The organism is Jannaschia sp. S6380, assembly GCF_023015695.1.
Taxonomy (GTDB): Bacteria; Pseudomonadota; Alphaproteobacteria; order Rhodobacterales; family Rhodobacteraceae; genus Jannaschia.
Genome location: NZ_JALKAS010000002.1, coordinates 281,186 through 307,052, shown reverse-complemented (window position 1 = coordinate 307,052; position 25,867 = coordinate 281,186). Strand labels below are relative to the sequence as shown.

General features: G+C 69.6%; 29 protein-coding genes. 9 read left to right on the top strand and 20 right to left on the bottom strand.

The window, feature by feature from the left end; all coding sequences use genetic code 11:
• Nucleotides 1-126 precede the first annotated feature (126 nt).
• Nucleotides 127-927, top strand: coding sequence for an NAD-dependent epimerase/dehydratase family protein (locus MWU52_RS14525; protein ID WP_246953487.1), 801 nt, complete (start codon nucleotides 127-129; stop codon nucleotides 925-927).
• On the top strand, nucleotides 924-1,565 hold the full coding sequence (locus MWU52_RS14520; RefSeq protein WP_246953485.1) for a sugar transferase: 642 nt from the start codon (nucleotides 924-926) through the stop codon (nucleotides 1,563-1,565). Before MWU52_RS14525 ends, MWU52_RS14520 begins: the two co-directional genes overlap by 4 nt.
• Here the strand turns inward: MWU52_RS14520 and MWU52_RS14515 are convergent.
• Genes MWU52_RS14515 through MWU52_RS14480 form a run of 8 tightly spaced genes read right to left on the bottom strand, consistent with a single transcriptional unit; the run spans nucleotide 1,562 to nucleotide 10,654 of the window.
• Nucleotides 1,562-2,329 carry an ion transporter gene (locus tag MWU52_RS14515; RefSeq protein ID WP_246953483.1) on the bottom strand — a complete coding sequence of 256 codons (768 nt, stop codon included), beginning with the start codon at nucleotides 2,327-2,329 and terminating at the stop codon, nucleotides 1,562-1,564. The two genes, MWU52_RS14520 and MWU52_RS14515, sit on opposite strands and share 4 nt — an antisense overlap.
• Nucleotides 2,326-3,558 carry a class I SAM-dependent RNA methyltransferase gene (locus MWU52_RS14510; protein ID WP_246953481.1) on the bottom strand — a complete coding sequence of 411 codons (1,233 nt, stop codon included), beginning with the start codon at nucleotides 3,556-3,558 and terminating at the stop codon, nucleotides 2,326-2,328. Before MWU52_RS14510 ends, MWU52_RS14515 begins: the two co-directional genes overlap by 4 nt.
• Nucleotides 3,559-3,590: 32 nt before the next feature.
• Entirely contained in the window at nucleotides 3,591-5,441 is a 1,851-nt protein-coding gene (locus MWU52_RS14505; protein WP_246953479.1) for an ABC transporter ATP-binding protein, read from the bottom strand.
• The gene (locus MWU52_RS14500) at nucleotides 5,438-7,294 is read right to left on the bottom strand and encodes an ABC transporter ATP-binding protein (protein ID WP_246953477.1); all 1,857 of its coding nucleotides are present in this window, start codon (nucleotides 7,292-7,294) and stop codon (nucleotides 5,438-5,440) included. Before MWU52_RS14500 ends, MWU52_RS14505 begins: the two co-directional genes overlap by 4 nt.
• A 38-nt stretch (nucleotides 7,295-7,332) precedes the next feature.
• Nucleotides 7,333-7,914: a LysE family translocator gene (locus MWU52_RS14495; RefSeq protein ID WP_246953475.1), complete on the bottom strand. Its 582-nt coding sequence runs from the start codon at nucleotides 7,912-7,914 to the stop codon at nucleotides 7,333-7,335.
• Nucleotides 7,911-9,068, bottom strand: coding sequence for a CCA tRNA nucleotidyltransferase (locus MWU52_RS14490; protein WP_246953473.1), 1,158 nt, complete (start codon nucleotides 9,066-9,068; stop codon nucleotides 7,911-7,913). The genes MWU52_RS14495 and MWU52_RS14490 overlap by 4 nt, the downstream gene beginning before the upstream one ends.
• Entirely contained in the window at nucleotides 9,052-9,645 is a 594-nt protein-coding gene (locus tag MWU52_RS14485; RefSeq protein WP_246953471.1) for a CoA pyrophosphatase, read from the bottom strand. The genes MWU52_RS14490 and MWU52_RS14485 overlap by 17 nt, the downstream gene beginning before the upstream one ends.
• The gene (locus MWU52_RS14480; RefSeq protein WP_246953469.1) at nucleotides 9,635-10,654 is read right to left on the bottom strand and encodes an Hsp33 family molecular chaperone HslO; all 1,020 of its coding nucleotides are present in this window, start codon (nucleotides 10,652-10,654) and stop codon (nucleotides 9,635-9,637) included. The genes MWU52_RS14485 and MWU52_RS14480 overlap by 11 nt, the downstream gene beginning before the upstream one ends.
• Nucleotides 10,655-10,759: 105 nt before the next feature.
• On the opposite strand from MWU52_RS14480, the gene MWU52_RS14475 reads away from it, so the two are divergent.
• Nucleotides 10,760-11,212 carry an NUDIX hydrolase gene (locus tag MWU52_RS14475; RefSeq protein ID WP_246953467.1) on the top strand — a complete coding sequence of 151 codons (453 nt, stop codon included), beginning with the start codon at nucleotides 10,760-10,762 and terminating at the stop codon, nucleotides 11,210-11,212.
• Nucleotides 11,213-11,383: 171 nt separating this feature from the next.
• Here MWU52_RS14475 and MWU52_RS14470 read toward each other — a convergent pair whose 3' ends face one another.
• Nucleotides 11,384-12,604 carry a fused response regulator/phosphatase gene (locus MWU52_RS14470; protein WP_246953465.1) on the bottom strand — a complete coding sequence of 407 codons (1,221 nt, stop codon included), beginning with the start codon at nucleotides 12,602-12,604 and terminating at the stop codon, nucleotides 11,384-11,386.
• A gap of 186 nt (nucleotides 12,605-12,790) precedes the next feature.
• Here MWU52_RS14470 and MWU52_RS14465 point away from each other — a divergent pair, with 186 nt between their 5' ends.
• Nucleotides 12,791-13,096 (top strand): hypothetical protein, encoded by a 306-nt coding sequence (locus MWU52_RS14465; RefSeq protein WP_246953463.1) that lies wholly within the window; start codon nucleotides 12,791-12,793, stop codon nucleotides 13,094-13,096.
• Here the strand turns inward: MWU52_RS14465 and ilvA are convergent.
• Nucleotides 13,093-14,325, bottom strand: coding sequence for a threonine ammonia-lyase IlvA (ilvA, locus tag MWU52_RS14460; RefSeq protein ID WP_246953461.1), 1,233 nt, complete (start codon nucleotides 14,323-14,325; stop codon nucleotides 13,093-13,095). The genes MWU52_RS14465 and ilvA overlap by 4 nt on opposite strands.
• The gene (locus MWU52_RS14455; RefSeq protein WP_246953459.1) at nucleotides 14,318-15,085 is read right to left on the bottom strand and encodes a hypothetical protein; all 768 of its coding nucleotides are present in this window, start codon (nucleotides 15,083-15,085) and stop codon (nucleotides 14,318-14,320) included. The genes ilvA and MWU52_RS14455 overlap by 8 nt, the downstream gene beginning before the upstream one ends.
• 136 nt (nucleotides 15,086-15,221) lie before the next feature.
• Here MWU52_RS14455 and MWU52_RS14450 point away from each other — a divergent pair, with 136 nt between their 5' ends.
• The 3 genes from MWU52_RS14450 (at nucleotide 15,222) to MWU52_RS14440 (ending at nucleotide 18,024) form a co-directional block, all read left to right on the top strand.
• Nucleotides 15,222-15,665, top strand: coding sequence for a PRC-barrel domain-containing protein (locus MWU52_RS14450; RefSeq protein ID WP_246953458.1), 444 nt, complete (start codon nucleotides 15,222-15,224; stop codon nucleotides 15,663-15,665).
• 93 nt (nucleotides 15,666-15,758) lie between these two features.
• On the top strand, nucleotides 15,759-16,979 hold the full coding sequence (locus MWU52_RS14445) for an argininosuccinate synthase (RefSeq protein ID WP_246953456.1): 1,221 nt from the start codon (nucleotides 15,759-15,761) through the stop codon (nucleotides 16,977-16,979).
• 73 nt (nucleotides 16,980-17,052) lie between these two features.
• Nucleotides 17,053-18,024: an AbrB family transcriptional regulator gene (locus tag MWU52_RS14440; RefSeq protein WP_246953454.1), complete on the top strand. Its 972-nt coding sequence runs from the start codon at nucleotides 17,053-17,055 to the stop codon at nucleotides 18,022-18,024.
• Between the two features lie 24 nt (nucleotides 18,025-18,048).
• Here the strand turns inward: MWU52_RS14440 and MWU52_RS18055 are convergent, their stop codons facing one another.
• The gene (locus tag MWU52_RS18055; protein WP_281494186.1) at nucleotides 18,049-18,633 is read right to left on the bottom strand and encodes a Hint domain-containing protein; all 585 of its coding nucleotides are present in this window, start codon (nucleotides 18,631-18,633) and stop codon (nucleotides 18,049-18,051) included.
• Nucleotides 18,582-19,244, bottom strand: a complete 663-nt coding sequence (locus MWU52_RS18050; RefSeq protein ID WP_281494135.1) for a Hint domain-containing protein — start codon at nucleotides 19,242-19,244, stop codon at nucleotides 18,582-18,584. Before MWU52_RS18050 ends, MWU52_RS18055 begins: the two co-directional genes overlap by 52 nt.
• 183 nt (nucleotides 19,245-19,427) lie before the next feature.
• On the opposite strand from MWU52_RS18050, the gene msrA reads away from it, so the two are divergent.
• Complete coding sequence (gene msrA, locus MWU52_RS14430; protein WP_246953452.1) at nucleotides 19,428-20,054, top strand: peptide-methionine (S)-S-oxide reductase MsrA; 627 nt, start codon at nucleotides 19,428-19,430, stop codon at nucleotides 20,052-20,054.
• 10 nt (nucleotides 20,055-20,064) lie between these two features.
• Here the strand turns inward: msrA and MWU52_RS14425 are convergent, their stop codons facing one another.
• Nucleotides 20,065-20,385, bottom strand: a complete 321-nt coding sequence (locus MWU52_RS14425) for an HNH endonuclease (protein WP_246953450.1) — start codon at nucleotides 20,383-20,385, stop codon at nucleotides 20,065-20,067.
• 10 nt (nucleotides 20,386-20,395) lie between these two features.
• On the opposite strand from MWU52_RS14425, the gene MWU52_RS14420 reads away from it, so the two are divergent.
• Entirely contained in the window at nucleotides 20,396-21,541 is a 1,146-nt protein-coding gene (locus MWU52_RS14420) for a TIGR03862 family flavoprotein (protein ID WP_246953448.1), read from the top strand.
• Here MWU52_RS14420 and MWU52_RS14415 read toward each other — a convergent pair.
• Genes MWU52_RS14415 through lptE form a run of 6 tightly spaced genes read right to left on the bottom strand, consistent with a single transcriptional unit; the run spans nucleotide 21,532 to nucleotide 25,864 of the window.
• Nucleotides 21,532-22,275: a TIM barrel protein gene (locus MWU52_RS14415; protein WP_246953446.1), complete on the bottom strand. Its 744-nt coding sequence runs from the start codon at nucleotides 22,273-22,275 to the stop codon at nucleotides 21,532-21,534. The two genes, MWU52_RS14420 and MWU52_RS14415, sit on opposite strands and share 10 nt — an antisense overlap.
• A complete protein-coding gene (locus MWU52_RS14410; RefSeq protein ID WP_246953444.1) occupies nucleotides 22,272-22,919 on the bottom strand; it encodes an aldolase in 648 nt (215 codons plus the stop codon). Before MWU52_RS14410 ends, MWU52_RS14415 begins: the two co-directional genes overlap by 4 nt.
• Nucleotides 22,916-23,773, bottom strand: a complete 858-nt coding sequence (locus tag MWU52_RS14405) for an NAD(P)-dependent oxidoreductase (RefSeq protein WP_246953443.1) — start codon at nucleotides 23,771-23,773, stop codon at nucleotides 22,916-22,918. The genes MWU52_RS14410 and MWU52_RS14405 overlap by 4 nt, the downstream gene beginning before the upstream one ends.
• A complete protein-coding gene (locus MWU52_RS14400; protein WP_281494134.1) occupies nucleotides 23,770-24,363 on the bottom strand; it encodes a glutathione S-transferase in 594 nt (197 codons plus the stop codon). The genes MWU52_RS14405 and MWU52_RS14400 overlap by 4 nt, the downstream gene beginning before the upstream one ends.
• Before the next feature lie 35 nt (nucleotides 24,364-24,398).
• Nucleotides 24,399-25,397 (bottom strand): DNA polymerase III subunit delta, encoded by a 999-nt coding sequence (gene holA / locus MWU52_RS14395; RefSeq protein ID WP_246953439.1) that lies wholly within the window; start codon nucleotides 25,395-25,397, stop codon nucleotides 24,399-24,401.
• Nucleotides 25,394-25,864, bottom strand: a complete 471-nt coding sequence (gene lptE, locus MWU52_RS14390) for an LPS assembly lipoprotein LptE (protein WP_246953437.1) — start codon at nucleotides 25,862-25,864, stop codon at nucleotides 25,394-25,396. The genes holA and lptE overlap by 4 nt, the downstream gene beginning before the upstream one ends.
• Nucleotides 25,865-25,867: the final 3 nt, after the last annotated feature.

Below are 25,867 nucleotides of genomic sequence, written 5' to 3'. Positions count from 1 at the left end.
ATGCGGCTTTCGCGGCCTCGCCGAAAGCCTCGGCACACGCATCGGCAGGATCACGCGGCGGAGTGTCTTGAAATTGCAACTGCGACGGGTATGGCCCTTGGGGGTGCAGCGAGGCCCCGTGATATCGTGACGACACCCCCCCTTTCCATCACCGTGACCGGCGCGACCGGTCGCCTGGGCCGGCTGCTTCGGCATCCGTGGCGGGGGCGCGGCGTCGCCTGGCATGGCCGCGCCGACGGCGCGCTGGTGCCCGTGCTGCAGGCCCGGCGCTGTCTGGTCTGCCTGGCCGGCGTCGTCCGTGGCAGCCGGGCCGATCTGGCCGCGAACGCGCGGATTGCAGTTGCCGCGCTCGATGCGGCCGCAATAGCCGGTGTCCCCCGCGTGCTCCTCTTCTCATCCTCGGCGGTCTATGGCCGCGCGCATGGTCCGCTGGGCGAAAACCGTGCAATCACGCCCGCCACCGAATACGGCCGCGCCAAGCTGGACATGGAACGCGCTGTCGCCGACTGGTCGGCCGCCCGTCCCGATGGGCCCCAGGCCGTCTGCCTGAGGCTGGGGAACGTCGCCGGGGCGGATGCGCTTCTGGGACGTCTCGGGACGGATGTGCCGCGGCTCGACATCTTCGACGACGGGCGTGGCCCGCGGCGGAACTATATCGGGCCGGTCACGCTGGCCCATGTGCTGGAACGGCTCGCGCTGGACGACATGCCGCTGCCGCCGGTCCTGAACCTCGGGACACCGGGCCTCGTCGACATGGCCGACCTGCTGCGCGCCGCCGGGCGCGACTGGATCGAAGTGCCCGCGCCGGACGACGCCCTGCCCGAAGTGGCGCTGGACACGACACGGTTGCAGCGGATGATTCCCCTCGACCCAGCCACGGCGCGGCCCGCACGCCTGGTCGCCGAATGGCGGGAGGCGGGCACATGACGCCCGGCAAACGCCTGTTCGATATCCTGTTCTCGCTCTATCTGATGGCGTTTCTGGCCCCGGTCATCGCGGTCGTGACGTGGAAGGTCTGGCGCCAGGGCGACGGGCCGATCCTCTACGGCTCGGAACGGATGAAGACGCCGACGCAGGGCTTCACGCTGTGGAAGTTCCGCACCATGGCACACGACCCGGGCGACCAGGGCGTGACGGGGGGGCACAAGTCGGGCCGCATCACGCCGCTGGGTGCCGCCCTGCGCAAGCGCCGCCTGGACGAACTGCCGCAGCTCTGGAACATCCTAAAGGGCGATGTCAGCTTCGTCGGCCCCCGCCCGCCGCTGCGCCGCTATGTCGAGATGTTTCCCGACCTCTACGGACTGGTGCTGCGGTCGCGCCCCGGCGTCACCGGCCTCGCCAGCCTGATCTACGCGCCGCACGAGGATCGCATCCTGTCGGCCTGCCGCACGCCCGAGGAGACGGAGCGCGCCTACGTCACCATCTGCATCCCGCGAAAGGCGCGGCTCGATCTGCTGTATCAGCGGCGGCGCACGTTCTGGATGGACGTCAAGCTGATCTCCTGGACGACGGCCAAGTTCTTCCCGCGCCGCATCCGGCCCAGGCGCAAGGGCCGGTTCGTCTAGCGTTCGCGCAGGCGCGCCTCGATCGCCTCCAACCGGGCCAGCACCTCGTCGCGATAGGCATCCGTGGCGGCCACTCCTTCGGCGGCATGGGCCTCCTGCATCGAGTTGACGATCAGGCCGACCAGCAGGTTCACGACCGCGAATGTCGTGATCATGATGAACGGCACGAAGAACATCCAAGCATAGGGATAGACGTCCATCACCGGGCGCACGATGCCCATGGACCAGCTTTCCAGTGTCATGATCTGGAACAGCGAATAGGCCGCGCGGGGCAGGTTGCCGAACCAGTCCGGGAAGGATGCGCCGAACAGCGTCGTGGCCATCACCGCGCCGATATAGAAGATCACCGCCATCAGGACGAACACGCTGCCCATGCCCGGCAGGGCGGTCACGAACCCCTCGACCACCCGGCGCAGGCGCGGAAAGACCGAGATCACGCGCAGAAGCCGCAGGATGCGCAGGGCCCGCAGCACCCCGAACGTGCCCGCCCCTGGGATCAGCGCGACCCCCACGATCGCGGTGTCGAACAGGTTCCAGCCGTCGCGCCAGAAACTGCGGCCCTGCGCGATCATCTTGGCGCCCAGTTCGACCACGAAGATCGCCAGGCACAGTGCATCGAGGATCAGGATCGCCTGGCCGAACCGGGCCATCACGGGGGGGATCGTCTCCAGCCCCAGAAGGACGGCGTTGAACAGGATCACGACGATGATGGCGGTGCGCGTCTCGGGACGGTCGAGGATGGCGTTCAGGCGAGCTCGGATCATCTGGCGGGGCTTTCGCGGTCGAAACGGGTAACGAGTTCGATATGGGGGGACCAGCGGAACTGATCCACCACCCGGACGGCCCCCATGCGCCATCCCGCCGAGACGAGCGTGGCGGCGTCGCGCGCGAAGGTCGCGGGGTTGCAGCTGACGAAGGCGATGGTGCGCAGATCCGACCGGGCCAGCATGGCCACCTGCGCGGCCGCGCCCGCCCGCGGCGGGTCGATGATCGCGGCATCGAAATCCGACAGTTCGCCTTCGTCCAGCGGGTCGCGGAACAGGTCGCGGCGCGCCGTCGTGATCGGTTTCAGGCCGGTGGCATGACGCGCACCCTCGGCCAATGCGGCCAGCAGGTCGCCATCGCCCTCGACCGCATGCACGGGTGCGGTTTCGGCCGCGGGAAAGGTGAAGGTGCCGCAGCCCGCGAACAGGTCCACGATCCGCGTGGCTTCCGTCAGCGTCGCGCCGACGACGCCCACCAGGGCCGCCTCGCCATGACGGGTGGCCTGCAGGAAGGCCCCGGGCGGCGGCACGACGCGGGCCCGTCCCATCGGCTGCGCCGGCGGCACCTGCTGGAGCGCCACTTCGCCGTTCCAGGCGATGCGCACGAAGTCCCGCCCCAGGGGGGCCAGTGCCTCCATCACGTCGCGGTCCATCGCCCCGGCGCCCCCAATGGACAGGTCCAGCCCCTCGGGGCCCTGCGTCACGTGCAGCGTCACCTCGGCGCCGCGCGGCGCGGCCAGACGGGTCACACGCTCCAGCGCCGGCAAGGCGGCGACGATCCCGGGCGCCAGGACCTTGCAGTCGGGGATCTCGACGATCTCGTGACCCCCGGCGACGTGGAACCCGACCTGCGCGCCCTTCTTCGTCTTGCGCCCGGCCAGCGCGGCCCGGCGCCGTGTTCCGGGCGGAGAGGTGGCGACACCGGCGATCCGAGCGGCGATGCCGGCCCGGCCCAGCGCCTCGATCACGCGTCCGGCCTTCCAGTCGGCCACGAACCCGTCCGATGCATGTTGCAGCGCACACGCGCCGCAGCGCCGGAAATGCCGGCAGGGCGGCGCCACGCGTTCGGGCACGGGCGTGACGACCCGCGGCGACGGGATACGGTCGCCTGCACGGTCGCCCTCGACGATCTCGCCGGGCAGGGTGCGGGGGACGTGGACGGTCGCGCCCAGTTCGTCACGGGCGACACCATCGCCATGCTGGCCGAGGCGCAGGATCTTCAGGGTCATGGCCCGCCTCTAGCCCAAGGCGCAGGCGGGCGCTATTCCGCCGCGACGTCCTCGACGCCGATGAAGCCGCCGGACTGGCGGTTCCAATAGCGCGCATAGATGCCCTCGCGCGCCAGAAGGTCGCGATGCGTTCCCTGTTCGACGATACGCCCGCCCTCCATCACCACGATCCGGTCCATGCGGGCGATGGTCGACAACCGGTGCGCGATGGCGATCACGGTCTTGTTCTCCATCACCCGGCGCAGGGCCGTCTGGATCGCCGCCTCCACCTCGCTGTCCAGCGCGCTCGTCGCCTCGTCCAGGACCAGGATCGGCGCGTCCTTCAGGATGGCGCGGGCCAGCGCGATCCGCTGTCGCTGACCGCCCGACAACTTGACGCCCCGCTCGCCCAGGAACGCGTCATAGCCGGTGTTGCCCTTGTGGTCGCGCAGGCCGGTGATGAACGTATGCGCCTCGGCACGGCGGGCGGCGTCGACGACCTCCGCCTCGGTCGCGTCCGGCCGACCGTAGAGAATGTTGTCCCGCGCCGTGCGGTTGAACATGGCGGTCTCTTGCGTGACCATCCCGATCTGGTGGCGCAGACTGTCCTGCGTGACCGCGCGGATGTCGTGGCCGTCCAGCGTCACCCGGCCCGCCTCCGCGTCGTAGAGGCGCAGCAGAAGGCTCACCAGAGTCGACTTGCCCGCCCCCGACGCGCCGACGATGCCCAGCTTTTCGCCCGGCGCGACGGACAGATCGAGACGGTGGATCCCCCCCTCCTCGCGGCCATAGGTGAAGGTGACCCCCTCGAAGGCGATGGCCCCCGCAACCGGCGGCAGGGTGCGCGCGTCCGGGGCGTCGGCCAGCGTCCAGCGCGGCGTCAGGGTGCGCATTCCGTCCTCGATCTCGCCCAGGTTGGCGTACATCGCCATCAGCGTGAAGCTGACCCAGCCGGTCATCTGGCTCAGCCGGAAGGAGATCGCCCCTGCGGTCGCGATGTCGCCCGCGCTGGCCGCGCCCGACCGCCACAGCAGAAGCGTGCCGCCGATCATCAGAATGGGCAGCAACCCCGCGCAGAACATCAGGCCGAACCGGAACGCGGTCGACACGCGCCCGAAGGCCAGCGCGCGGTGGCGCAGCGTGTCCATCGCGTCCAGCGCGGCGTGATCCTCATGCGCGGTGTGGCCGAACAGCTTGACCGTCTTGATGTTCGTGACGGTATCCACGACCTGGCCCGTCACCATCGCCCGTGCCGAAGCCCGCGCGCCCGACCGCGCCTTGATGCGCGGCATGAAGAACCGAAACAGCGACAGATACGCCACCAGCCAGACTGTCAGGGCCAGCGCGATCCGCCAGTCGATAGCCAGCATCAGGATCGCGGAGCCCAGCAGCGACGCCAGTGAGAATGCGACGACATTGATGAACTCGCCCGTCACGTCGGTGACGGCGCGGGCAGTCTGCATCTGCTTGCTGGCGATGCGCCCCGCGAAATCGTTGTCGAAGAAGGTGACCGCCTGCCCCAGCGTCCAGCGATGCAGCCGCGACTGCACCAGCGGATAGACGTTCGGGGCCACCGTGATGCCGTTGAACGCGGCCGAAGTCCCGAAGATCAGCGGTCGCACCACCAGGTAGAACCCCAGGAAAGACGCCAGCAGCAAGGCGTTCCGCGCCAGGTAGCCGGGCGCCGGTTCGGCCACGCTGTCGATGACCGCGCCCAGGAAGAAGGCGGTGGCGATCTCGGTCGCGCCGGCCAGGGCCGAGACGGCGAAGGCCGCGATCAGGACGGGCCAGGCCCCCGCGAGGCACCAGCCGAAGAACGCCATCAGCGTCCCCGGCGGTGGCCCCGCGGCGGGCGCGAAGGGCGGGATCAGCGCGGCGAACCGGTCGGCCAGCGGGCGGATCACTCGGCCGCCTCGGTCGGGGCGCCGCGCGTATCGATGAAGCCGCCGGACTGCCTGGCCCAGAACGACGCGTAGAGGCCGCCCTGCGCCAGCAGGTCCTCATGCGTGCCCTCCTCGGTGATGCGGCCGTCGTCGATGACCAGAATGCGGTCCATCGCCGCGATGGTCGACAGCCGGTGCGCGATGGCGATCACCGTCTTGCCTTCCATCATGCCGTAGAGCGTGTCCTGGATCGCCGCCTCCACCTCGCTGTCCAGCGCGCTCGTCGCCTCGTCCAGCACCAGGATCGGCGCATCCTTCAGGATCACGCGCGCCAGCGCGATCCGCTGCCGCTGGCCGCCCGAAAGCTTGACGCCGCGCTCGCCCACCTGCGCGGCATAGCCCGTCCGCCCCTCCTGGTCCTGCAGGTCGGCGATGAATTCCTCGGCCTGCGCCTTGCGCGCCGCGGCCCGGACCTCGTCGTCCGTCGCATCGGCCCGGCCATAGCGGATGTTGTCGGCGACCGAGCGGTGGAGAAGCGACGAATCCTGCTGCACCATCCCGACCGCGTGGCGCAGCGACGTCTGCGTGACCTGGCGGATGTCCTGGCCATCCAGCACGATGCGCCCCTGTTCGGGGTCGTAGAAGCGCAGCAGCAGCTTCACCAGGGTCGACTTGCCCGCGCCGGACCGGCCGATCACGCCGACCTTCTCGCCCGGCGCGATATGCAGCGTCAGGTCGGTCACGCCGCCCTTGGCCCCGCCATAGAGATGGGTGACCCCCTCGAACGCGATGGCGCCCCGCTCCAGCCGCAGCGGCGCGGCGCCGGGTGCGTCGGTCAGGTGGATGGGCTGGGCAATGGTCTCCATGCCCTCCTCGACCACGCCGAGCGAACGGAAGAACGACGTCAGCGCCCACATGATCCAGCCCGTCATCGCGTTCAGGCGCAACACCAGCGCCGTCGCCGCCGCCACGACGCCCACGGTCGCACTGCCCGACACCCAGAGCGCCACGCCCCAACCCACGACGCCGACGATCAGCAGACCATTCAGCATCACCAGTGCCACATCCATGATCGTGAAGATCCGCATCTCGCGGGCGAAGGTGCGCCGCGTCGTCTCGATCGCGTCGCGGGCATAGTCCAGCTCCTTGCCCTCGTGGGCGAAGAGCTTGACCGAATGGATGTTGGTATAGGCGTCCACCACCCGCCCCGTGGTCATCGACCGCGCGTCCGACGACGCCTTGGAGGCCGGCCCCACGCGCGCCACCGTCCAGCGGACCAGCACCCCGTAGAGCACGAACCAGATGGCCAGGGGGATCACCAGTCGCGGATCCGCGCCGAACAGCAGAACCGCCGCCCCCACCAGATAGGCCAGCGCGAAGGTGATCGCGTCGAACACCTGGAACACCGCCTCGCCGGCGGCGGGCGGGGCCTGCATGATGCGGTTGGCGATGCGTCCGGCGAAGTCGTTCTCGAACCAGCCCACCGACTGGCGCAACACATGCTTGTGCGCGCGCCAGCGCATCGCCGTGCCGTAGTTCGGCAGGATCGTGTTGTTCAGAAGCAGCACGTCCGCCGCCTGCAGGGCCGGGCGCACCAGCAGGATGAACAGCGCGACGGCCGCCATCTCCCACCCGTGTTCGGCCAGGAAAGCGGAGGGCGTGGTGTTCGACAGAAGGTCGACCAGCCGGCCCATGTAGAAGATCAGCCAGATCTCGACCGCCGCCACGACGACCGACATCGCGCCTGCCGCCACGAAGACGCCCGCGAAGGGCCGCGAGTAATCCCTCAGGAACGGCCAGAGCCGGGGGGGCGGGGTATCGTCCTCTGCCTGCGGGGCGTAGGGATCGACGAGCTCTTCGAAATAGCGGAACATATCTGGGCCTCATCGGGCTGCCCCCGCCATATAACCCGTCAGGCGAGGAAAACCATCAGCCCGGATGCCGCCAGCGCCGCCGCCATGACCGTCGTGAACACCCGCCACGCCATGGGCGTCGTCAGCAGATAGGTCAGCAGCGTCCCCGCGAAGGTCCAGAACAGGCAGACGAACAGGTTGATCCCGCTGAACGCGCTGCCGATCCGCGCGGCCTCCAGCCCGGCGGGCAGGTCGCTGGCATAGCCGCTCGCCGCCGCGAAGGCGATGATCCAGATCTTCGGGTTGACCCATTGGAAGAGCACCGCTTCCACAAAGGTAAAGGGACGCGCACGCGCATCCGCCCGGCCGCCCCGAGATCGCAACAACGTCCACGCCATCCACAGGATCCAGGCGACCGCGACCACCTGCAGCGCCAGTTTCAGGGCCGGCACCGCCAGCAGGAGCGCGCCGACCCCCAGCGCCGCCAGGGCCGAAGTGATGCCGACACCGATCGCCACACCGAAGATATGCGGGACCGTCGGCGCGAACCCGAAGCGCGCGCCCGATGCCGTCAGCAGGATGACATTCGGCCCTGGCGTGAACAGGCCGAGGAACACGAACTGGTAGAGCGGGTCGATCACCGCCCGGCATCGCCGCGCGCGGCGGCCAGCAGGGCCTCGCGGTCGATCTCGCCCTCATGCGCCAACCAAATGTCGCGCACCCGTGCCAGCGCGTCCCCGAGCGCGGGGCCGGTGAAGTCCGGCATCAGGTCCCGGGCGGTGACCGGCGGCTCGGCCCCCGCGCCGCGCAGGGCGGCCTCGATGTCACCGGGGGCCACGGCCTGCGCGTGCAGCGCGGCCCGGATGGTCAGCGCATCGCGCGCCCGGTCGCCACCCAGGGCATGGCCCAGCGCGAAGGGCCGCGCGTCGCCCCGTGCCCCTTGCGACAACGCCTCCAGTTCCCGCACCTCCGCCCGTGACAACCGCAGGCCCGTGACCTCCCCGCCCAACGCCGCCAGCCGCGCGATCCAGTCGCCCGGCAGCGCCTCCAGATGCACCAGTACCGGCAACGTCGCGGCCTCTGCCCCCGGAAGGATGCGCCACAGCACGCCTGCCTGCGCCATCGACGCGACGGCGGGTGCCGGGTCGGGCGCCGCCAGCAGCTTGCGCAATTCGTGGGTGACGCGCTCGGCGCTCAGCCGGTCGATCCCCTCGGCCAGGGCCGCGCAGGCCGCGAGCCCCTCGGCGTCGATCCCCAGCGCCGGGTCGCCGTAGAGCGCCGTGAACCGGAAGAAGCGCGGGATCCGCAGGTAATCCTCGGCGATCCGGGCATGTGGATCCCCGATGAACCGCACGCGACGGGCCCGCAGGTCGTCCAGCCCCCCCAGCGGGTCGACCACGCGGCCTTCGGCGTCGCAGTAAAGCGCATTCATCGTGAAATCGCGCCGCGCCGCGTCTTCGGCGGGATCGTCCGAGAAGGCGACGGTCGCATGGCGCCCGTCCGTGTCGATGTCGCGCCGGAAGGTGGTCACCTCATGCGCGACCCCGTCCGAGACGATGGTGACCGTTCCATGCGCGATGCCTGTGGGGACGGCCCTGAGGCCCGCCTTCTCCGCCAGGTGCAGCACGCGGTCCGGCACGGCATCCGTCGCCAGGTCGATATCTACGACCGGCACGCCCAGCAGCGCGTTGCGCACGCAACCGCCCACGGCCAGCGCCCGATGCCCGCCGGTCTGCAACATGCCGAAGACCGCCTGCGTGGCAGCGCCGGTCAACCAGTCATCCCCGATCCGCATGCACCCTGTCCGCCAGACCCCGCAATATCCGGGCCGTCGCGCCCCAGATGTAGTACGGACCATAGGGCACCACGTAGTAGCGGCGCCACTCCCCCCGCCAGCGCCGCGCCTCGACGGCGAAGCGGGACGGGTCCAGCACATGGACCAGCGGGACGGCGAACACCTCCTCGACCTCGCCCGGCTCGGGCACGGGATCGAACGGGGCTATATGGGCCAGGATCGGGGTGACGGTATATCCGGTCACCGTCTCATGCGCCGGCAGGACGCCAAGAACGCGGGCGCCGTCGCCCGGCAAGCCCACCTCCTCGGACGCTTCGCGCAGCGCCGCCTCAACCGGCCCTTCACCCCGGTCGATCTTGCCGCCGGGAAAGGCGATCTGGCCCGGGTGATGCCGCAGGCGAGAGCTGCGCTTCGTCAGCAGAAGGCGCAGGCCGTCCGCCCCCTCCAGGATCGGGACCAGAACCGCGGCGTCGCGCAGCAGCCGGCGCCCGGGCAGCACCACCTCGGGGTTCAGGTCGAAGTCAGACGAGGGCGCGGCCGGCCCCGCCAGCGCGCGCGTCAGGTCGTCAATCCGCATCGGGGGCGTCGCCCGGCGCGTCCGTCGCCTCGAACCCCAGCGTGGCGGGGTCGAACTCGTAATGCGCGCCGCAGAACTGGCAGTCGGCGGTGACGCGGCCATCCTCGGTGGTCATGTGCGCGATGTCCTTGGCGGAATAGATCGACAGGCTCTGGCGCACCTTGTCGGCCGAACACGAACAGCCGAAGCGCACCGGCTGCGGGTCGAAGACGCGCGGCCCCTCATCGTGGAACAGGCGCAAGAGCAGGTCGGTCGGCGCGACGCTGGGCCCGATCAGCTCCAGCTCCTCGGTCGTGTCGAGCAGGATGTTCGCACGGCGCCAGTTCTCGCCCGCATCCTCATCCAGGATGTCGGCCGCCGTCAGCAGCCCGCCCTCGCCCGTGGCGCCGTCCTTGGCGAAGGGCGAGGCCTTGGGCATGTGCTGCAGCATCACGCCGCCGGCGCGCCACCAGGTGTCGTCGCCGGGAGATTGCGACCGGCCATAGGCCAGCGCGAAGCGCGTCGGGATCTGCTCGGACTGCGCGAAATAGGTCTCGGCGCAGGCCGACAGGCTGCCACCGGCCAGCGGCGTGATGCCCTGATACGGCGTCATGCCCTTTCCCTGGTCGATCAGGATGGCAAAATACCCCTTGCCGACCAGGTCGAAGGGCTGCGCGCCGGCCTGCATCATCTCCTCCATGCGCGGCGCATCGAAACTGGCCCAGGCGCGGATGCGCGCGGGCTCCCCCTCGGCGGTTGGGCCGTAGTAGTCGGTCGCCAGCAGGCGGGCCGGTCCGTCGCCGCGCACCTGCAGCGACAGCTTCCAGCGCAGCTTGATCGTCTGTCCGATCAGCGCCGTCAGCAGCGCCATCTCGGCCACCAACGCCTCGATCTGCGCGGGGTAGTCATGCTGCGACAGGACGTCCTCCAGTACGCCATCCAGACGCGCCACGCGACCGCGGATGTCGCTGGCGTCGAGCTGGAAGGGCAGCACGGTGTCGTCCCAGAGATGGGTGGTGGCGTCGGTCATGGCGGGGTTCCTTCGCGTGGCCCGGCGGTCGTCGCGGCTTTCGATCCCGGTCCGGGGCTGGCATCAAGGCCCCCATATAGGCCCTGCCCCGCGAGGATAAACCCCATGACGCCCCGCTATGGCCGCCCGCCCCGGGCCGGCATCCGCTACCGACGCAGGCCGGGGGCCTACGCGATCCTGCTGCGAGGCGACGCGATCCTGCTGACGGTGCAGCAGAGCGGCGGGACGTCCGAAATCCAGCTCCCCGGGGGTGGCGTCGATGCCGGCGAGTCGCCGCGCCCCGCCCTGCTGCGCGAGATCAGGGAGGAGACGGGCCATTCCGCCGCCGTGATCCGCCGCCTGGGGGCGTTCCGCGATTTCACCTACATGCCCGAATACGACTGCCACGCCGAGAAGGTCTGCCATGTCTACCTGGCCCGACCCGGCCGCCGCCTGGGCCCCGCGACCGAGGCGGGGCACACGGCGCTCTGGCTGCCGGCCCGCGACGCGGTCGCGCAGCTGGTCAGCCCGGGCGCACGGCGGATGCTGGCCGGATACCTTCGCCGAAACGGGCGATGACCGGCGGATTGGTCGTCATGCGCGGCGGCCGACGCGCGCCTCCCGCAGGGGACCCCAAGGCCGGCGGGGCGCGATTGGCCGTCCGCCACGCCTCGGCCGCCACGGGCGCGGCCCCGATGGCGGATCGCGGGCGGGCCCGCGCAGATGCGCCCGGATGCAGAAGCCACCGGATCATGCTGCGCGGGCCCCGTCCGCATGGTCCACCCCGCCGTGCCGCAAGAGCAGCATGGAGATGTCGTCCTCGAACCCGTTGATGCCGGAATGGGCCTGCAGGGCCGCCTCGATCGAGTCGACCGCCGCCTCGGTCTCGGCGGGCATGTCGGAGACGAGCGCCATCAGCCCCTCTTCCTCCAGCATGTCGCCCCAGGTATCGGCGCATTCCGTCAGGCCGTCGGAATAGGCCAGGAACGCGTCCCCCGGCGCCAGCAGCGTCTCGACGCAGTCGAACCGGATGTCGGGCAGCAGGCCGACGGGCGGCCCGCCGTCGCCGACGCGTTCGACCCGGCCCGTGGTGCGGCGAACCAGCGGGTGCGGATGCCCCGCCTGGCAGAACCGCACCCGCCCCGTCCGCGTGTCGGCATAGGCCAGAACGGCGGTGAAATAGATGTCCGACGTCATCTCCTCCAGCATCAGGGCATTCAGGCGGGCCATCACCTCCTCGGGACCATGGACGCCGCGACCGTCGCGGCGGAATGCGATGTTGGCGCGCCGCGAGGTCCAGCTGAACAGGCCGGCCAGCCGCCCCGTCAGCAGCGCCGACGCGATCCCGTGGCCGGAGACGTCCAGCGAGTAGAGGCCGATCTCGTCGTCGGAGATTGGAAAATAGCCCACCAGGTCGCCCCCGATTTGGCCCGAGGTGATCAGCCGCAGCGACAGCTCCGACGCCCCCATCCAGCGATGCGGTTCCGGAAGGAAGGCGCGCTGCAGCTTTCGCGCCTCCGCCAGGTCGCGGTCGGTCGCGTCCTGGATCGCGCGCAGGTCGTCCAGCGTCGTGCGCACCTCGTGGTTGCGGTGCTGCAACGCCTCCTGCATGTCGAGGATCCGGCGACCAGTGTTGATCCGGGCGCGCAGCTCCGTCAGGTCGATGGGCCGGGTGACGAAGTCGTCGGCCCCGGCCTCCAGTCCGCGGGCCTTGGCGCCGCGGTCCGTCTCCGACGTCATCAGGATGATATAGGCATAGTCGTCGCGCGCGAGCTTGCGGAAGCTGCGACAGAAATCGGGTCCGTCCATGCCGGGCATCTGCCAATCGCTCAGGATCAGGCGTATGTCCGCGCCGTCATCCATCATGCAAATGAAAAGCGCCTGCGCCGCGTCGGACACCGTCACCACGTCCAGCCCCATCCGCGTCAGCAGCGCCGTCAGCAGATCGCGCTGCGCGGCGCTGTCATCCACCACCAGCGCGCGAAGTCGGGCGCGCGGCGATGGAAGGGTTGTGTCATCTACTGGTATCATCGAAGCCCGGACCGGTGGTTACCGCGTACAATCCCCGCCGGACCTTAAGTTTCGGTGAAGACGCCACTTTTTCCCGATCCGTCCGCATCAACGAAGTCTTTACCCCTGCCGTGGCAACAGGGTGCCATGATCGACCGCGACCGCATCGCCGAGCTGGAGGGGGAGATCGGGGCCGATGACCTGGCCCTGATCGCCCGGACCTATTTCGCCGAGGCCGAGGCGGCAATCGCCACCCTCGACGGAGATACGCCCCGGGAAAAGCGGCACCGCATCCTGCATTTCCTGCGCAGCGGCGCGCTCAACATCGGCTTCCGCGGAATGGCGGACGCGGCGGCGGGGGCGCGTTCCACGGGCGGGGCCGACATGCCGACCCATCTGCGCGCCGCCCTTTCCCGAACCCGGGCGGCGTTCCCGCCGGACCCTGACGCCTAGATCACCAGCTCGCCCAGAAGCGGGTCGCCCGTCAGGTCGCGCCAGGCGATGCCCAGCGCGTCCATGCGCCCCTCCAGCGCGGCGAAGCTGCCGGGCGGTCGCGTCTCGATCCCGATCAGGACGCTGCCGAAATTGCGTGCCGACTTCTTGAGGTACTCGAACCGGGCGATGTCGTCCTCGGGGCCCAGGATCTCCAAGAAATCGCGCAACGCGCCGGGGCGCTGCGGCATCCGCAGGACATAGTACTTCTTCAGCCCGGCAAAACGCAGCGCCCGTTCCTTTACGTCGGGCAGGCGTTCGAAATCGAAATTGCCGCCGGTGGTGACGCAGACCACGCGCCGCCCCTCGATCTCGGGGCCGAGGTCGCGCAGTGCATCCACCGACAGCGCGCCCGCCGGCTCCAGGACGATCCCCTCGGTGTTCAGCATCTCCTGAATGGTGACGCAGAGCCGGTCCTCGGGCAGGCGCAGCACATGTTGCGGGGGCACGTGGCGCAGGATGTCGAAGGGCCGGTCCCCGACCCGGGCCACGGCCGCCCCGTCCACGAAGCTGTCCAGCCGGTCCAGCGTGACGGGCTGCCCCGCCGCCAGCGCCGCCGTCAGGCTGGCGCCGCCCGCCGGCTCGACATAACGCATCTCGGGCACCGTGCCGCGCGCCCGGAAATAGGCCAGCATCCCCGCCGACAGGCCGCCCCCGCCCACCGGCACCACGATCAGGTCCGGCGCGGTCGACATCTGGGTCCGCATCTCGACCGCGACGGAGGCCTGCCCCTCGATCACGTCGGCGTCGTCGAAGGGCGACAGGAACTGCGCCCCGGCCTCGGCGCAGAAGGCCTTGGCCGCCGCGAGCGTGGCGTCGAAGAAGTCGCCCACCAGCCGGATCTCGACCCGGTCGCCGCCGAACAGGCGCGTCTTGTCGATCTTCTGCCCCGGCGTCGTGACCGGCATGAAGATCACCCCGTCCACGCCCAGGTGCCGGCACATCCAGGCCACCCCCTGGGCATGATTGCCGGCGCTGGCGCAAGCGACGCGGCCGCCATCCATCTTGCGCATCGCGTTGAACGCGCCGCGCAGCTTGTAGGAGCGGACGGGCGTCAGATCCTCGCGCTTGAGCCAGACATCGGCGCCGAACCGGTCCGACAGCCAGTCGTTGCGGGTGAGCGGCGTCTCGGCGAACACGTCGCGCATGGCCGCGGTCGCCGCCTCGGCCCGGGCGGCGAAGTCAGTCAAGGGGGCGTTTCTCGACAAAATGCCCATAGAGCGTCGACAGCACGCTGACCCCCAGCATCAGCAGCATCCAGCCAACGACCAGGCCATAGACCACGCCGATCACGCCCGTCCCCGCGACCCCGGTGCCGGCCCCGTCCAAGAGCGCGGGGATCTGCAGCAGGAACGAGATCACCCAGGTCATCACCGCAAGCAGGACGACCGTGCCCGAATGGCCCTTGGTGGCGTGCCAGGCCTCGCTCATCGTCATCGGCGCGCCGATGGCGCCGGCCGGCAGGATCAGGCCCAGCCGATACCCCACGACGATGGCCAGGATCGCGATGATCGGCGGGGCCAGCACCGGCAGGACCGGCACCAGCAGCACCGAGATCGCGACGGCGATGGCCAGGATCAGCAACCCCAGCAGGATCGAACGGCCGAGATAGCCCAGCATCAGCCCGCCCTGCGGCGGCGGAACCCAACCGTCGCTCCCTTCTGCCAGGAGGACATAGCGATGCCACGCGACCGCGATCCAAAGATAGACGAGGAGCTGGACCAGCCCGGAAATCAGGAAGGCGGACCAGAACCCCTCGGGCAGGTCCGGCACCTGGTCGGGGTTCGCCACCGGATCGAACGCCGCCAGTTGGGCCAGATCGACCGTCCCCACGAAGTAGATCGAGACGACCGCCAGCAACCCGTACGGCACGGCCGTCAGGCGCAGGGCCGCGCCCAGATTGTCGACGATCAGCGTGACCGCGCGTTTCAGAATGTTCCAGCTCAGCATGATCTTCGGGTCCCAACCTGTCTTGCGCCCGTGGTTAGGCCCAGCCCCCGCACACGTCAACGGCACCGGTGGGAACCGGCCTCCGCGCGCGTCGGTTGAACGGTTGGACATCAACCCGGCAACCGAAGGACACAAGATGCTGCGCAATTCCCTTCTCCTCTCCGCCGCCTGCCTCGGCCTGGCCGGCACCGCACTGGCCGACGCCCATGAGGGCCCCTTCGCCTCGGGCGAACTGGAATACGGCGAGGCGTATCTGGCCACCACGCTCCTGGGCACCCGCGTCCATGTCGCCGAGAAGGAGATCGCCCCCGGCGTGGCGCTCGCCGCCGGCACCGTCGACGAATGGGACGACATCGGCGAGATCGGCGACCTGATCATCGGGGTCGACGGCAACCTGCAATCGGTCGTGGTCGATGTGGGCGGCTTCCTTGGGATCGGGGAGCGCGAGGTCGCCATCAACTGGTCCGCCCTGCGCCCCGTCTATGAGGAGGACAACCTGCAGGAGTATTTCCTAGGCCTCAACGTCACCCGCGAAGAGCTGGAGGCCGCGCCCGAGGTCGAACGCATTCCCGCCGACTGACCTTGCAAGGGGGCCGGGCACCCGATGTCCGGCCCGTCTTGCGACGCATGCGGCAATGGCCTAGGCCCTCTGCCGAGATATCGGAGAGACCGCATGGACGCCCCCAAGAAAGTCGTGCTCGCCTATTCCGGCGGCCTGGACACCTCGATCATCCTGAAATGGCTGCAGACGGAATACGGGTGCGAGGTCGTCACCTTCACCGCCGATCTGGGCCAGGGCGAGGAGTTGGAGCCCGCGCGCAGGAAGGCCGAGATGATGGGCGCGACCTCCATCCACATCGAGGATCTGCGCGAGGAATTCACCCGCGACTTCGTCTTTCCGATGTTCCGTGCCAACGCGCTCTACGAAGGGCTTTACCTGCTGGGCACGTCCATCGCGCGGCCCCTCATTTCCAGGCGCCTGGTCGAGATCGCGGCCGAGGAAGGCGCCGATGCCGTCGCCCACGGCGCCACCGGCAAGGGCAACGACCAGGTCCGGTTCGAGCTGGCCGCCTATGCGCTCAACCCCGACATCAAGGTCATCGCGCCCTGGCGCCTCTGGGACCTGTCGAGCCGCACGAAGCTCATCGACTTCGCCGAGAAGCACCAGATCCCGATCGCCAAGGACAAGCGCGGCGAAGCGCCGTTCAGCGTCGACGCGAACCTCCTGCACACCTCTTCCGAGGGCAAGGTGCTGGAGGATCCGTCACAAGAGGCGCCCGATTACGTCCTGCAACGCACCACCCGCCCCGAAGACGCACCCGACACGCCGCAGACGGTCGAGATCACCTTCGAGCGCGGCGATGCCGTGGCCATCGATGGCGAGGCCATGTCCCCGGCCGCGATCCTGACGAAGCTGAACGAACTGGGCGGCAAGCACGGCATCGGCATCCTGGACCTGGTCGAGAACCGCTTCGTCGGCATGAAGTCGCGTGGCATCTACGAGACCCCCGGCGGCACGATCCTGCTGGAGGCGCATCGCGGAATCGAGCAGATCACGCTCGATGCGGGCGCGGGGCACCTGAAGGACTCGATCATGCCGCGCTATGCGGAACTCATCTACAACGGCTTCTGGTTCTCGCCCGAACGCGAGATGCTCCAGGCACTGATCGACAAGTCGCAGGAGCACGTCTCCGGCACCGTCCGCCTCAAGCTCTACAAGGGCAGTGCCCGCACCGTCGCCCGCTGGTCCGACCACTCGCTCTATTCCGAGGCGCATGTGACCTTCGAGGAGGATGCCGGCGCCTACGACCAGGCCGACGCGAAAGGGTTCATCCACCTCAACGCCTTGCGCCTGAAGCTGGTCGCGAACCGCAACAAGCGGGTCGGGGGATGAATTCGGCCGCAAAGGGGCGCATGCGCTGAGCCTTCCGCGCCTCGCCGTCACCTTCGCGATCTGCGTCGCGGGGGTGCTCCTGTTCCGCCTTGCCTCCCTGCCGCTGCCGTTTCTGCTCGGCCCGCTCTTCGCCTGTCTCGCCGCCGCCCTGGCGGGCCTGCGCATGGCAAGCTGGGCGCCGCTGACGGACACGATGCGCACGGTCCTCGGAGTCGCGGTCGGCGCCTCGCTCACCCCCGCCCTGATCGGCGCGCTGCCCGCCATGGCGCTCAGCCTGATGCTCGCGCCGCTCTTTTTGCTGGCGGCGGGCGCGGCGGGCTATCCCTACCTGCGCCGTATCTGCGGCTTCGACCGGGCCACCGCCTTCTACGCCGCGATGCCCGGCGGGCTGCAGGATATGCTCCTCTTCGGGGAGGAGGCCGGCGGCGACCCCCGCGCCCTTTCCCTCCTCCACGCGACCCGGGTACTGCTGATCGTCACCGTGGTGCCCGCGATCCTGGTACTGGCCTACGGCATCGACCTGACCGGCGCGCCCGGCGCGCCCGCCCGCGACATCGCCCCGTCGCAGATGGCGATCATGGTGGCCGCGGGCCTCGTCGGCTGGCGCGTGGCCAAACATGTCGGCCTGTTCGGCGCCTCCATCCTCGGGCCGATGATCGCGGCGGGCGCGCTCTCGCTCGCCGGCGTGATCCAGACCCGGCCCCCGGCCGAGGCCATCCAGGCCGCGCAGTTCTTCATCGGCCTCGTCGTCGGCGTGAAATATTCCGGCATCACCTGGGCCGAGGTGCGCCGCATCTTCGTCTCGGGCCTCGGCCATGGCCTGATCCTCGCCGCCATCGCCGCGATCTTCGCCGAGATCGTCGTCCTCGCCGACCTCGCCCCCCCGCTGGACGCGATCCTCGCCTTCTCTCCCGGCGGCCAGGCCGAGATGGCGATCATGGCTATCGTCGCCGGCGCGGACGTGGCCTATGTCATCGTCCACCATGTCACCCGCATCGTGATCGTCATCACCTGCGCGCCGCTGGTATTCCGGTGGCTGCGATAGGGTCGGGTTGGGGCGACGGCGTGCCTAATGCGGGCGGACGACAGCCCCGCGAGAGCCGGGGATGACGATCGAATTGATGCGACCAAGACCTGTTTGCGAACCGGTTGCGCGCGGATATCCCGAGACGTCCGGACTGGACGGCGGACGAAGACAGAGCCGACCCGTCGCGATCGCCTGTCGCAGTTCGCGCCTGTTCATCACTTCGCGCGCCGGCGGACCGTAAGCTCTCTCGATCTCGGAGGCCGTTCTCGCCCCCAGCAACCGTTGGTGCTGCGCCCGGATCGGCGGCGCGAGATCGAGGCCGGGCACCTTCTTGGTTTCCGGTCCGGGATAAAGGCTCTCGACCTGGGCCCCTTCCGCGAGAATGACTTCGTGGCGATCCAGAAACAGATTGAAGAACTCGACCTTGCGGATCCCTTCGGCGGACCGGATTGTTCCGCCATACTCTTCCGCGAGGTGTTTGGCCGACACGAAGACGTCCCGTCGAGCGGCTCCGGCCTTCACACGCACGACGACGCGATGCTGGGGTGAGAGCCGGATCCTTCGGTGGTTTCCTATCACCCCGGGATCGATATGGACCGGATGGAGCCCCCCCCCTTTCCGGGGCATGCGTGCGATGAACGCATGATCCAACGGATCGTCTGCGCGCCATGATCGACGGTCTCGACCGCATCGCCGACCGACAGGTCCTCGATCCGGTGGTAGCCTGACGAGGTCAGAATGCGGGTGCCACGCGCGATGCAGACGACCTGACCATATTCGAACGGCGTATCGCGGCTGTTCTGCACCGATGTGGTATAGGTCACCCCGTCGACGAGCGGCGCGCTGAAGGCGTAGACGTCGATATCGTCCTGGTTCTCGACTTCGTAGATGAAGATCGTCGAGCCGTCGCTGCCGGACAATTCACCCCATCGATCGGCGGCGACCCGGCCCGTCGATCCGACTGCGTTGCCGTCGGGATCGAAGAGCGTACCTGTTTCCCCGTCCGACCCTTCGTTGTCGGCGTTTGCCCCGCCGTCGCTGTTGGCGGAGTTGGTATCGGCGGACAGCGTGGTGGTATCGGCACCGTTGTCGACGACCTGCATCGTATACCAGGGCATCGTGGCCGCATCGTATGTGAACGTGCTTCCGGTGGTCGCGAATGTCCCGTTCGATCCAACCGTTCCACCGCCGGCAAGCAAATCGGCCTCGGTCAGGACCTGGATGTCATATATCGGCATGCTCGCAATTGCCCCCGCGTGATGCGCCAGTGATGCAAGCTCGGTATCGTCAGGGAGACCTGAATATCGGGTCAAACCGGGCCCTTGGCGATCGCAGAAAACACCCCGTCCATGGGCCCGCCTGACGTCCCCGTGATGAAACGTCATTGGCGCCCCCGGCGTTGCTTCGGCAAAGGAGATCCCATGTCCAAGCTACGCACCTTCCCCCTCCTCGCCCTTCCCCTATTCGCGTTCGCCGCGCCCGCGCAGGCCGAGACCGCCACCGTGGCCGGCGGCTGCTTCTGGTGCGTCGAGGCGGATTTCGAGAGCGTCGCCGGTGTCGGCGACGCCGTGTCGGGCTTCACCGGCGGGACCACGCCCGACCCCGAATATCGCGCCTCGGGAGATCATATCGAGGCGGTCCGGATCCCCTTCGACGAGGACGTGATCGATTATCGCCGGATCCTCGACCTGTTCTTCCGGTCGATCGACCCGCTGGACGCCGGCGGGCAATTCTGCGACCGGGGCCGGGAATACACGACCGCCATCTTCGTCGACGGGCCCGAACAGCGCGCCGTGGCCGAGGCCGCCAAGGCCGATGCCGAGGCTACGCTGGGTCGCGAGGTGGTCACGCCGATCCTCGATGCGGGCGAATTCTATCCCGTGGGCGACTATCACCAGGACTACTACAAGTCCAACGAGCGGCTGGCCTTCTCCTCCGTCGGCCTCGCCGTGCCCAAGAAGATCGCCTACAAGCGTTACCGCGAAGGCTGCGGCCGTGACGCGCGGGTCCGCCAGATCTGGGGCGACGCGGCACCGTTCGCCAAGTGAGGCACGCGCCCTAGCGCCGCTTCCACCCGCGCCGCGCACCCGGCGTCTTTGAATGGAAATCGGCCGGCCGCTTGCGGATCCAGGCGATGAACCTCGCCAGGCGCGGATGCGTGCGCAGCTTCTCGGGCGTGTTCCAGAGGCGCGCCAGCTCGGCCTCGGATGCGCTGGCATGGATCTCGTTGTGGCAGATCTGGTGGACCAGCACGACCGGCCCGCCCTTGCCGCCGCGCAGCTTCGGGATCAGGTGATGCAGGCTCTGCGGCGTTCCCGGCAGCACGGGCCGCTCGCACAGGGCGCAAGGGGGGTGTTCGGCATCGTCCCGGTCTGACATGGGATCGAGGATGGACCGGAGCGACCGCAAGGCAAGGATCGCCGTGATCGGCGCGGGCCCCGCCGGCCTGATGGCGGCCGAGATGGCCGCGGACGTTGCCGAGGTGCATGTGTTCGACCGCATGCCCAGCCCGGCGCGCAAGTTCCTGATGGCCGGCAAGTCCGGCCTGAACATCACCAAGCTCGAAACCGGCTTCGCCAATCGCCTGCCATCGGCACTTGCGCCGATGATCGAGGCGTTCGGGCCGGACGACATTCGCGACTGGATGCGGGGGTTGGGGCAGTCCTCCTTCGTCGGCTCCACCGGGCGGGTCTTTCCCGACGCGATGAAGGCGTCCCCGCTGCTGCGTGCATGGCTTTCGCGACTGGCGGAACAGGGCGTCACGCTTCACCGCCGCATCCGCTGGACGGGGTGGCAAGGGGACGCGCTGACCTTCGACGGGCATCCGTCCGAACGGTTCGATGCTACCGTGCTGGCCCTGGGCGGTGCGAGCTGGCGGCGGCTGGGATCGGACGGCGCATGGGCCGAGTGGGTGCCCGACACCGCGCCCTTCGCGCCCTCGAACGTGGGCTTTCGCGTTGACTGGTCTCCGCATATGGCGCGCCATTTCGGGGCCGCGGTCAAGAATGTGGGCCTGCGGGTCGGGGGCGAAACCCATCGCGGCGAATTCGTCGTCACCCGCACGGGGATCGAGGGTGGTGGCCTCTACCCCCTGACCCCGCAGTTGCGGGAGGGCGCGCCGCTGACACTGGACCTGAAGCCCGATCTGGCCATGGAGGAAATCCGCGCCCGGCTGTCGCGCGGCGGCAAGGACAGCCTGTCGAACCGGCTGCGCAAGGCCCTGCGTCTCGACCCGGTGCAGATCGCGCTTCTGCAGGAATTCGGCCGCCCGTTTCCCGACGATCTCGCGCCCCGGATCAAGGCGCTGCCGGTCCCGCTCCGGGGGCCGCACCCGCTGGACGAGGCGATCTCGACGGCCGGCGGCCTGCGCTTCGACGCGCTGGACGACACGCTGATGCTGCGGCGACGTCCGGGCACCTTCGCGGCCGGCGAGATGCTGGATTGGGAGGCGCCGACGGGCGGCTACCTGCTGACCGCCTGCCTGGCCACGGGGCGCTGGGCCGGACGCGCGGCGGCCGCCTGGGTTCAGCGATAGCGATCCATCCAGCCCAGGCTAGCATCGGTATCGCCATCGGGCTTGTATTCCGCGCCCAGGGGCTCGTCCCAGCCCAGCCGCGCGATCTCGGCGAAGACATGATCGTAGGCCAGTTCGCCCGCGTCCGGTCCGCCGCGCGCGGGCACGCCGGCGAACTGGATGTGGCCGATCACCGGCAGGCAGTCGCGCAGCTGCCGTGTCAGGTCGCCGCCCATGATCTGCAAATGGTAGCAATCGAACATCAACTTGACGTTCGGGCGGTCCGCGGCGGCAATGATTTCGCGCGCCTGGCCGGAGGTCGAAAGGAAATAGCCGGGCGCGTCGTGACGGTTCAGCGGCTCGATCAACACCGTCAGCTCCGGCGCCCGATCGCAGGCAAACCGCAGGTTGCGCAGGAACGCTTCCTGCGCCGCGACGCCCTCGGCGAAGCCGGCCATGACATGGACGGCACCGGCGCCAATGTCACGCGCGTAATCCACGGCCTGGACGATCGCCGCGCGCGCCTCCTCCTCGCGTCCCGGCAGGGCGGACAGGCCGTTGCCCTCGCCCTTGACGGTGTTCACGCCCAGGGCCGGCAGGCCGGTCTCCTCCAGTGCGGCGCGCAGGTCGGCAGCGGGCGTGTCGTAGGGCCAGTGAAACTCCACCGCGTCGAAACCCGCCGCCGCGGCCGCCCGCACCGCATCGGGCAGCGACCGGTCGGTCCAGAGAAACCCGAGATTTGCCGAGAACTTCATGCGTCCCACTCCACATCGAACCGGTCAACCACGTCGCGCACCTGGCCGCCGGTCAGGGCCCGGGGCGACAGGCCACGCGTCAGCAGCGCGAGGCGCGCCGTGGCCTCCAACTCCTCGATGGCGTTGCAGGCCGCCTCGACATCGCGGCCGGCCACGACCGGGCCGTGATTGGCCAGCATCACCGCCGATCGCTTGCCCGCCAGTCCCCGCACCGCCGCGCCCATGGCCGGATCGCCCGGCAGGAAGAACGGCAAAAGCGGGACCCGCCCCAGCAGCATGATCGCATAAGGCGTGTGCGGCGGCAGGAAGTCCTCGCCCGGATCCTCCAGCAGCGACAGCGCGACGGAATGGCACGAATGCAGGTGCACCACGGCCCCCGCCGTCGACCGCGTCTCGTAGAAGGCCGCATGCAACGGCATCTCCTTGGTCGGACGGTCGCCGCCCAGATGCCGTCCCTCTGCGTCGAACCGCGCCAGGCGCGCCGGGTCCAGCCGCCCGAAACTCGTCCCCGTAGGTGAAACCAGCAGCCCGCCATCCTCGCATCGGGCCGAGATGTTGCCGGTGGAGCCATGCGTCAGACCCCGCAGGTAGAGGGACTCGGCCAGTCGGCACATGGTCTCGCGCAGCCGAGCCTCGGCCGTCACGACGCCTCGCCCGGCAGCGCGACACCCGCCTGCGCGGCATAGACCTTGGCGATGGCCGCATCGTCTTCGCCGCCCAAGCCCATCTCGACGGCGCGGCGGAATCCGTCCAGCGCCGCCTGCATCATCGGCAGATCGATACCTGCCGGCGCCGCGATATCGGCCGCGATGCCCAGATCCTTGATCCAGATGTCGACGGCCGAGCGGGGCGTATAGTCGCCATCGCGGACATGCGGACCCCGATTTTCCAGCATCCAGGACGTGCCCCCGCATTGCGGGATGACTTCCAGGAACCTCTCGGGGTCGATGCCCTGCGTCATTCCGAACACCATCGCCTCGGCCATGGTGGCGATATGGGTGCCGGCCAGCACCTGGTGCACCGCTTTCATCGCGCTGCCGGCCCCGACCGCATCGCCCATTTCGAAGACGGTCCGGGCCATCGCGTCCAGGGCAGGGCGCGCCGCGGCGAAGGCCGCCGCCGACCCGCTCGCCATTATGCTCAGGTCACCGGCTGCGGCCCGTGCCGCCCCGCCCGAAATCGGCGCATCCAGGTAATGCACCCCCCGCGCCGCGCAGTCATCGGCCATCGCTCGCGCGAAGTCCGGTGGTACGGTTGCGCAGGCGACGACCACGGCGCCCTGGGTCAGCTGGGGCAGGATCTCGGCCAGGACGGCCTCGGTCTGCGCGGCATTCAGGACGACGACGATCGCCGCCTCCATCTCGGACGGGACCAGGTCGGCTGCCCCGTCCAGCGTCACCCCGCGCGGGTCGAACCCCGCCACGGAATGCCCGGTACGGATCAGCGATTGCGCCATCCCCGAACCCATCGAGCCCAGGCCCCAGACACCGAGTTTCATTGCGTCTCCTCCCACCGCATGGCGCGGGCGAAGGCGGGCCGGTCCCGCATCCGCCGCAGGTGATCCAGGATCGCGGGCGCCAGGTCCAGCTTCAGGCCCCGCGCCCAACCGGCGCAATGGGCCAGCAGGATATCCACGACCGTGGGGGCATCCCCGACCGCGAACGCGCCATCCATCAGCCGCGCCAGCGCGCCCGAATTCTCGCTCACCTGCCATTTGAAGGTGGGCTTCGCCGCTTCGACGCGTCGATCCTCCGGCAAGCCGAAGCTATGTTGCGCGATTGCCCAGAGCGGGGCGTCCAGCATCTCCAGCACCGCGTTGGCGAAGGCGTCCTGCCGCGCGCGGTCCAGCGTGCCGGGGGCATGGGTGAAGGCCGCGTGCCGATCCGACAGATAGGCCATCTGCGCCACCGAATCGAGAATGACACCGCCCTCCGCCTCGAGGATCGGGACCTTGGCCAGCGGGCTGAGCGCGGATGCCTCGGGCGAGCGCGGCATGACCGAGACATAGTCGTAGGGAACGCCCAGTTCCTCCAGCAGCCAAAGGGGGCGCATGGTCCGGCTTCGGACGCGGCCGTGAAGTCTGTACATCCTGGTCTCCCGCATGTGCACGCCCGCCGGGGGCGTCAGGTGCGGGCCATCATCGCCAGCCGGATCAGCGCCCGCTCCGTCACCGCCATCTGAGGCGCCCGCGACGCGGAACGCAAGGTCAGGTCGGTCTCCATCAACACGTCGAGCGCCGCCTCCAGCCGCCGTGCGCCCCAACCCCGGGCCTGCCGCTCCATCGCATCGCGCCGCGGCCCGAAGACCGGCGGGCGCAGGCCGCCGACCCCGCCGCCGACCGCCGCCGCATGCAACTGCTGGAAATGGCGCGTGGCGAAGATGATCAGCGTGACCGCCGCGACGCCCTGCCCGCCCAACCGCTGCATCAGCGGGCCAATCGCGGCGGCGCGCCCGTCGGCGGCGGCGGCGATGACCTCGTCCGTCTCGGCGTCGATCGTGGCCGGCGCCATCAGGGCGACCGCTTCAGGCGTCACCGCTTCGTCGCCGGCATAGAGCGCGATCTTGGTCAGCGTCTGCCGGAAATCGCCGGGATCCAGCGTGCGGGCCAGCGCCTCGACATCCTGCCTGGCCTCCTGCGTCAAGGTCAGGCCCTCGGCGGCGATGGCGGCCTCGATCTCCTCGCGCCCCATCGGCTCGTCATAGAGCGCGACGGCCACGGCCTTCGCATGCCCCTCGAACGCACGGCGAAGCTTCGACGTCTTCTTCAACGCGCCCGCGGTGACGACCAGCGCCGCGTCGCCTTCCGACCACGCCTCCAGCGCCGCCACGAGAGGCGCCGACTGCGCCTCGGTCACGCCGTCGACGAAGACGACGCGAGGCCCCGGAAAGAACCCTATCGCCCTGAGCGCGTCGATCGCGGCGGTCGGGTCGGCCTTGGCCTCGGCCCCCGTCATCCGGGTCAGGCGCATCTCCTCCTCGGCCTGCGGGCCGGCCAGCGCGGCGATCAGCTCCTGCCGGCGCAGCGCCACGCGCATCGCGTCGGCCCCGTAGATCAGCGCGCCGGCCGTGCCGGGGTCGGGCCGGGCGAAGAACTTCGCCGCCGCGGCACCCTTCAGGTTCATCGCGTTAGCGCGGGCGCATCCGCCAGAAGGCGCGTCACCACCTTGTCGGCCAGGATGGTGGCCAGCCGCCGCTGCGCATCACGCTCCGATTCCTGCGTCGAGATCGTGGAGCCGGTGGCCGAGTAGGACACGAACGACGTCTCCTGCCCCCGCAGCGCGACGGCATCGCTGCCGGCCGGCGCCAGGGTCCAGTCGATCACGCCCTCGATGCTGAAGCGGGTGATGTTGTTCGACCCGTCGATGGCCAGCCCCTCCTCGACGGTGGCGATGCTGTAATCCAGGTCGAACCGGGTCGCGGCGGGCTTGCCCAACCGGTCCTCGATCTGGCGGACGAAGGCGTAGGCCAGGTCAGTGTCCGGCGCGGTCGCGCGGACGGCACCCCTGAGCGGCAACGCCTCGCCCTGCGGCCCGTAGACCGGCGTGAACCCGCAGCCACCAAGCAGCACAAGCGCCGCCAGAACGGACAAGGC

Excerpts from the sequence above, each read along its gene's own strand:
- MWU52_RS14420 (WP_246953448.1), top strand. The coding sequence starts at position 20,396 with ATGGACCGGAGCGACCGCAAGGCAAGGATCGCCGTGATCGGCGCGGGC.
- holA (WP_246953439.1), bottom strand. The coding sequence starts at position 25,397 with ATGAACCTGAAGGGTGCCGCGGCGGCGAAGTTCTTCGCCCGGCCCGAC.
- MWU52_RS14445 (WP_246953456.1), top strand. The coding sequence starts at position 15,759 with ATGGACGCCCCCAAGAAAGTCGTGCTCGCCTATTCCGGCGGCCTGGAC.
- MWU52_RS14425 (WP_246953450.1), bottom strand. The coding sequence starts at position 20,385 with ATGTCAGACCGGGACGATGCCGAACACCCCCCTTGCGCCCTGTGCGAG.
- MWU52_RS14455 (WP_246953459.1), bottom strand. The coding sequence starts at position 15,085 with ATGCTGAGCTGGAACATTCTGAAACGCGCGGTCACGCTGATCGTCGAC.
- MWU52_RS14415 (WP_246953446.1), bottom strand. The coding sequence starts at position 22,275 with ATGAAGTTCTCGGCAAATCTCGGGTTTCTCTGGACCGACCGGTCGCTG.
- MWU52_RS14465 (WP_246953463.1), top strand. The coding sequence starts at position 12,791 with ATGATCGACCGCGACCGCATCGCCGAGCTGGAGGGGGAGATCGGGGCC.
- MWU52_RS14500 (WP_246953477.1), bottom strand. The coding sequence starts at position 7,294 with ATGTTCCGCTATTTCGAAGAGCTCGTCGATCCCTACGCCCCGCAGGCA.
- MWU52_RS14475 (WP_246953467.1), top strand. The coding sequence starts at position 10,760 with ATGACGCCCCGCTATGGCCGCCCGCCCCGGGCCGGCATCCGCTACCGA.
- MWU52_RS14485 (WP_246953471.1), bottom strand. The coding sequence starts at position 9,645 with ATGCGGATTGACGACCTGACGCGCGCGCTGGCGGGGCCGGCCGCGCCC.
- MWU52_RS18055 (WP_281494186.1), bottom strand. The coding sequence starts at position 18,633 with ATGCCCCGGAAAGGGGGGGGGCTCCATCCGGTCCATATCGATCCCGGG.
- MWU52_RS14510 (WP_246953481.1), bottom strand. The coding sequence starts at position 3,558 with ATGACCCTGAAGATCCTGCGCCTCGGCCAGCATGGCGATGGTGTCGCC.
- MWU52_RS14490 (WP_246953473.1), bottom strand. The coding sequence starts at position 9,068 with ATGCGGATCGGGGATGACTGGTTGACCGGCGCTGCCACGCAGGCGGTC.
- MWU52_RS14520 (WP_246953485.1), top strand. The coding sequence starts at position 924 with ATGACGCCCGGCAAACGCCTGTTCGATATCCTGTTCTCGCTCTATCTG.
- MWU52_RS14450 (WP_246953458.1), top strand. The coding sequence starts at position 15,222 with ATGCTGCGCAATTCCCTTCTCCTCTCCGCCGCCTGCCTCGGCCTGGCC.
- MWU52_RS14405 (WP_246953443.1), bottom strand. The coding sequence starts at position 23,773 with ATGAAACTCGGTGTCTGGGGCCTGGGCTCGATGGGTTCGGGGATGGCG.
- MWU52_RS14400 (WP_281494134.1), bottom strand. The coding sequence starts at position 24,363 with ATGTACAGACTTCACGGCCGCGTCCGAAGCCGGACCATGCGCCCCCTT.
- MWU52_RS14515 (WP_246953483.1), bottom strand. The coding sequence starts at position 2,329 with ATGATCCGAGCTCGCCTGAACGCCATCCTCGACCGTCCCGAGACGCGC.
- msrA (WP_246953452.1), top strand. The coding sequence starts at position 19,428 with ATGTCCAAGCTACGCACCTTCCCCCTCCTCGCCCTTCCCCTATTCGCG.
- MWU52_RS14480 (WP_246953469.1), bottom strand. The coding sequence starts at position 10,654 with ATGACCGACGCCACCACCCATCTCTGGGACGACACCGTGCTGCCCTTC.
- MWU52_RS18050 (WP_281494135.1), bottom strand. The coding sequence starts at position 19,244 with ATGCCGATATATGACATCCAGGTCCTGACCGAGGCCGATTTGCTTGCC.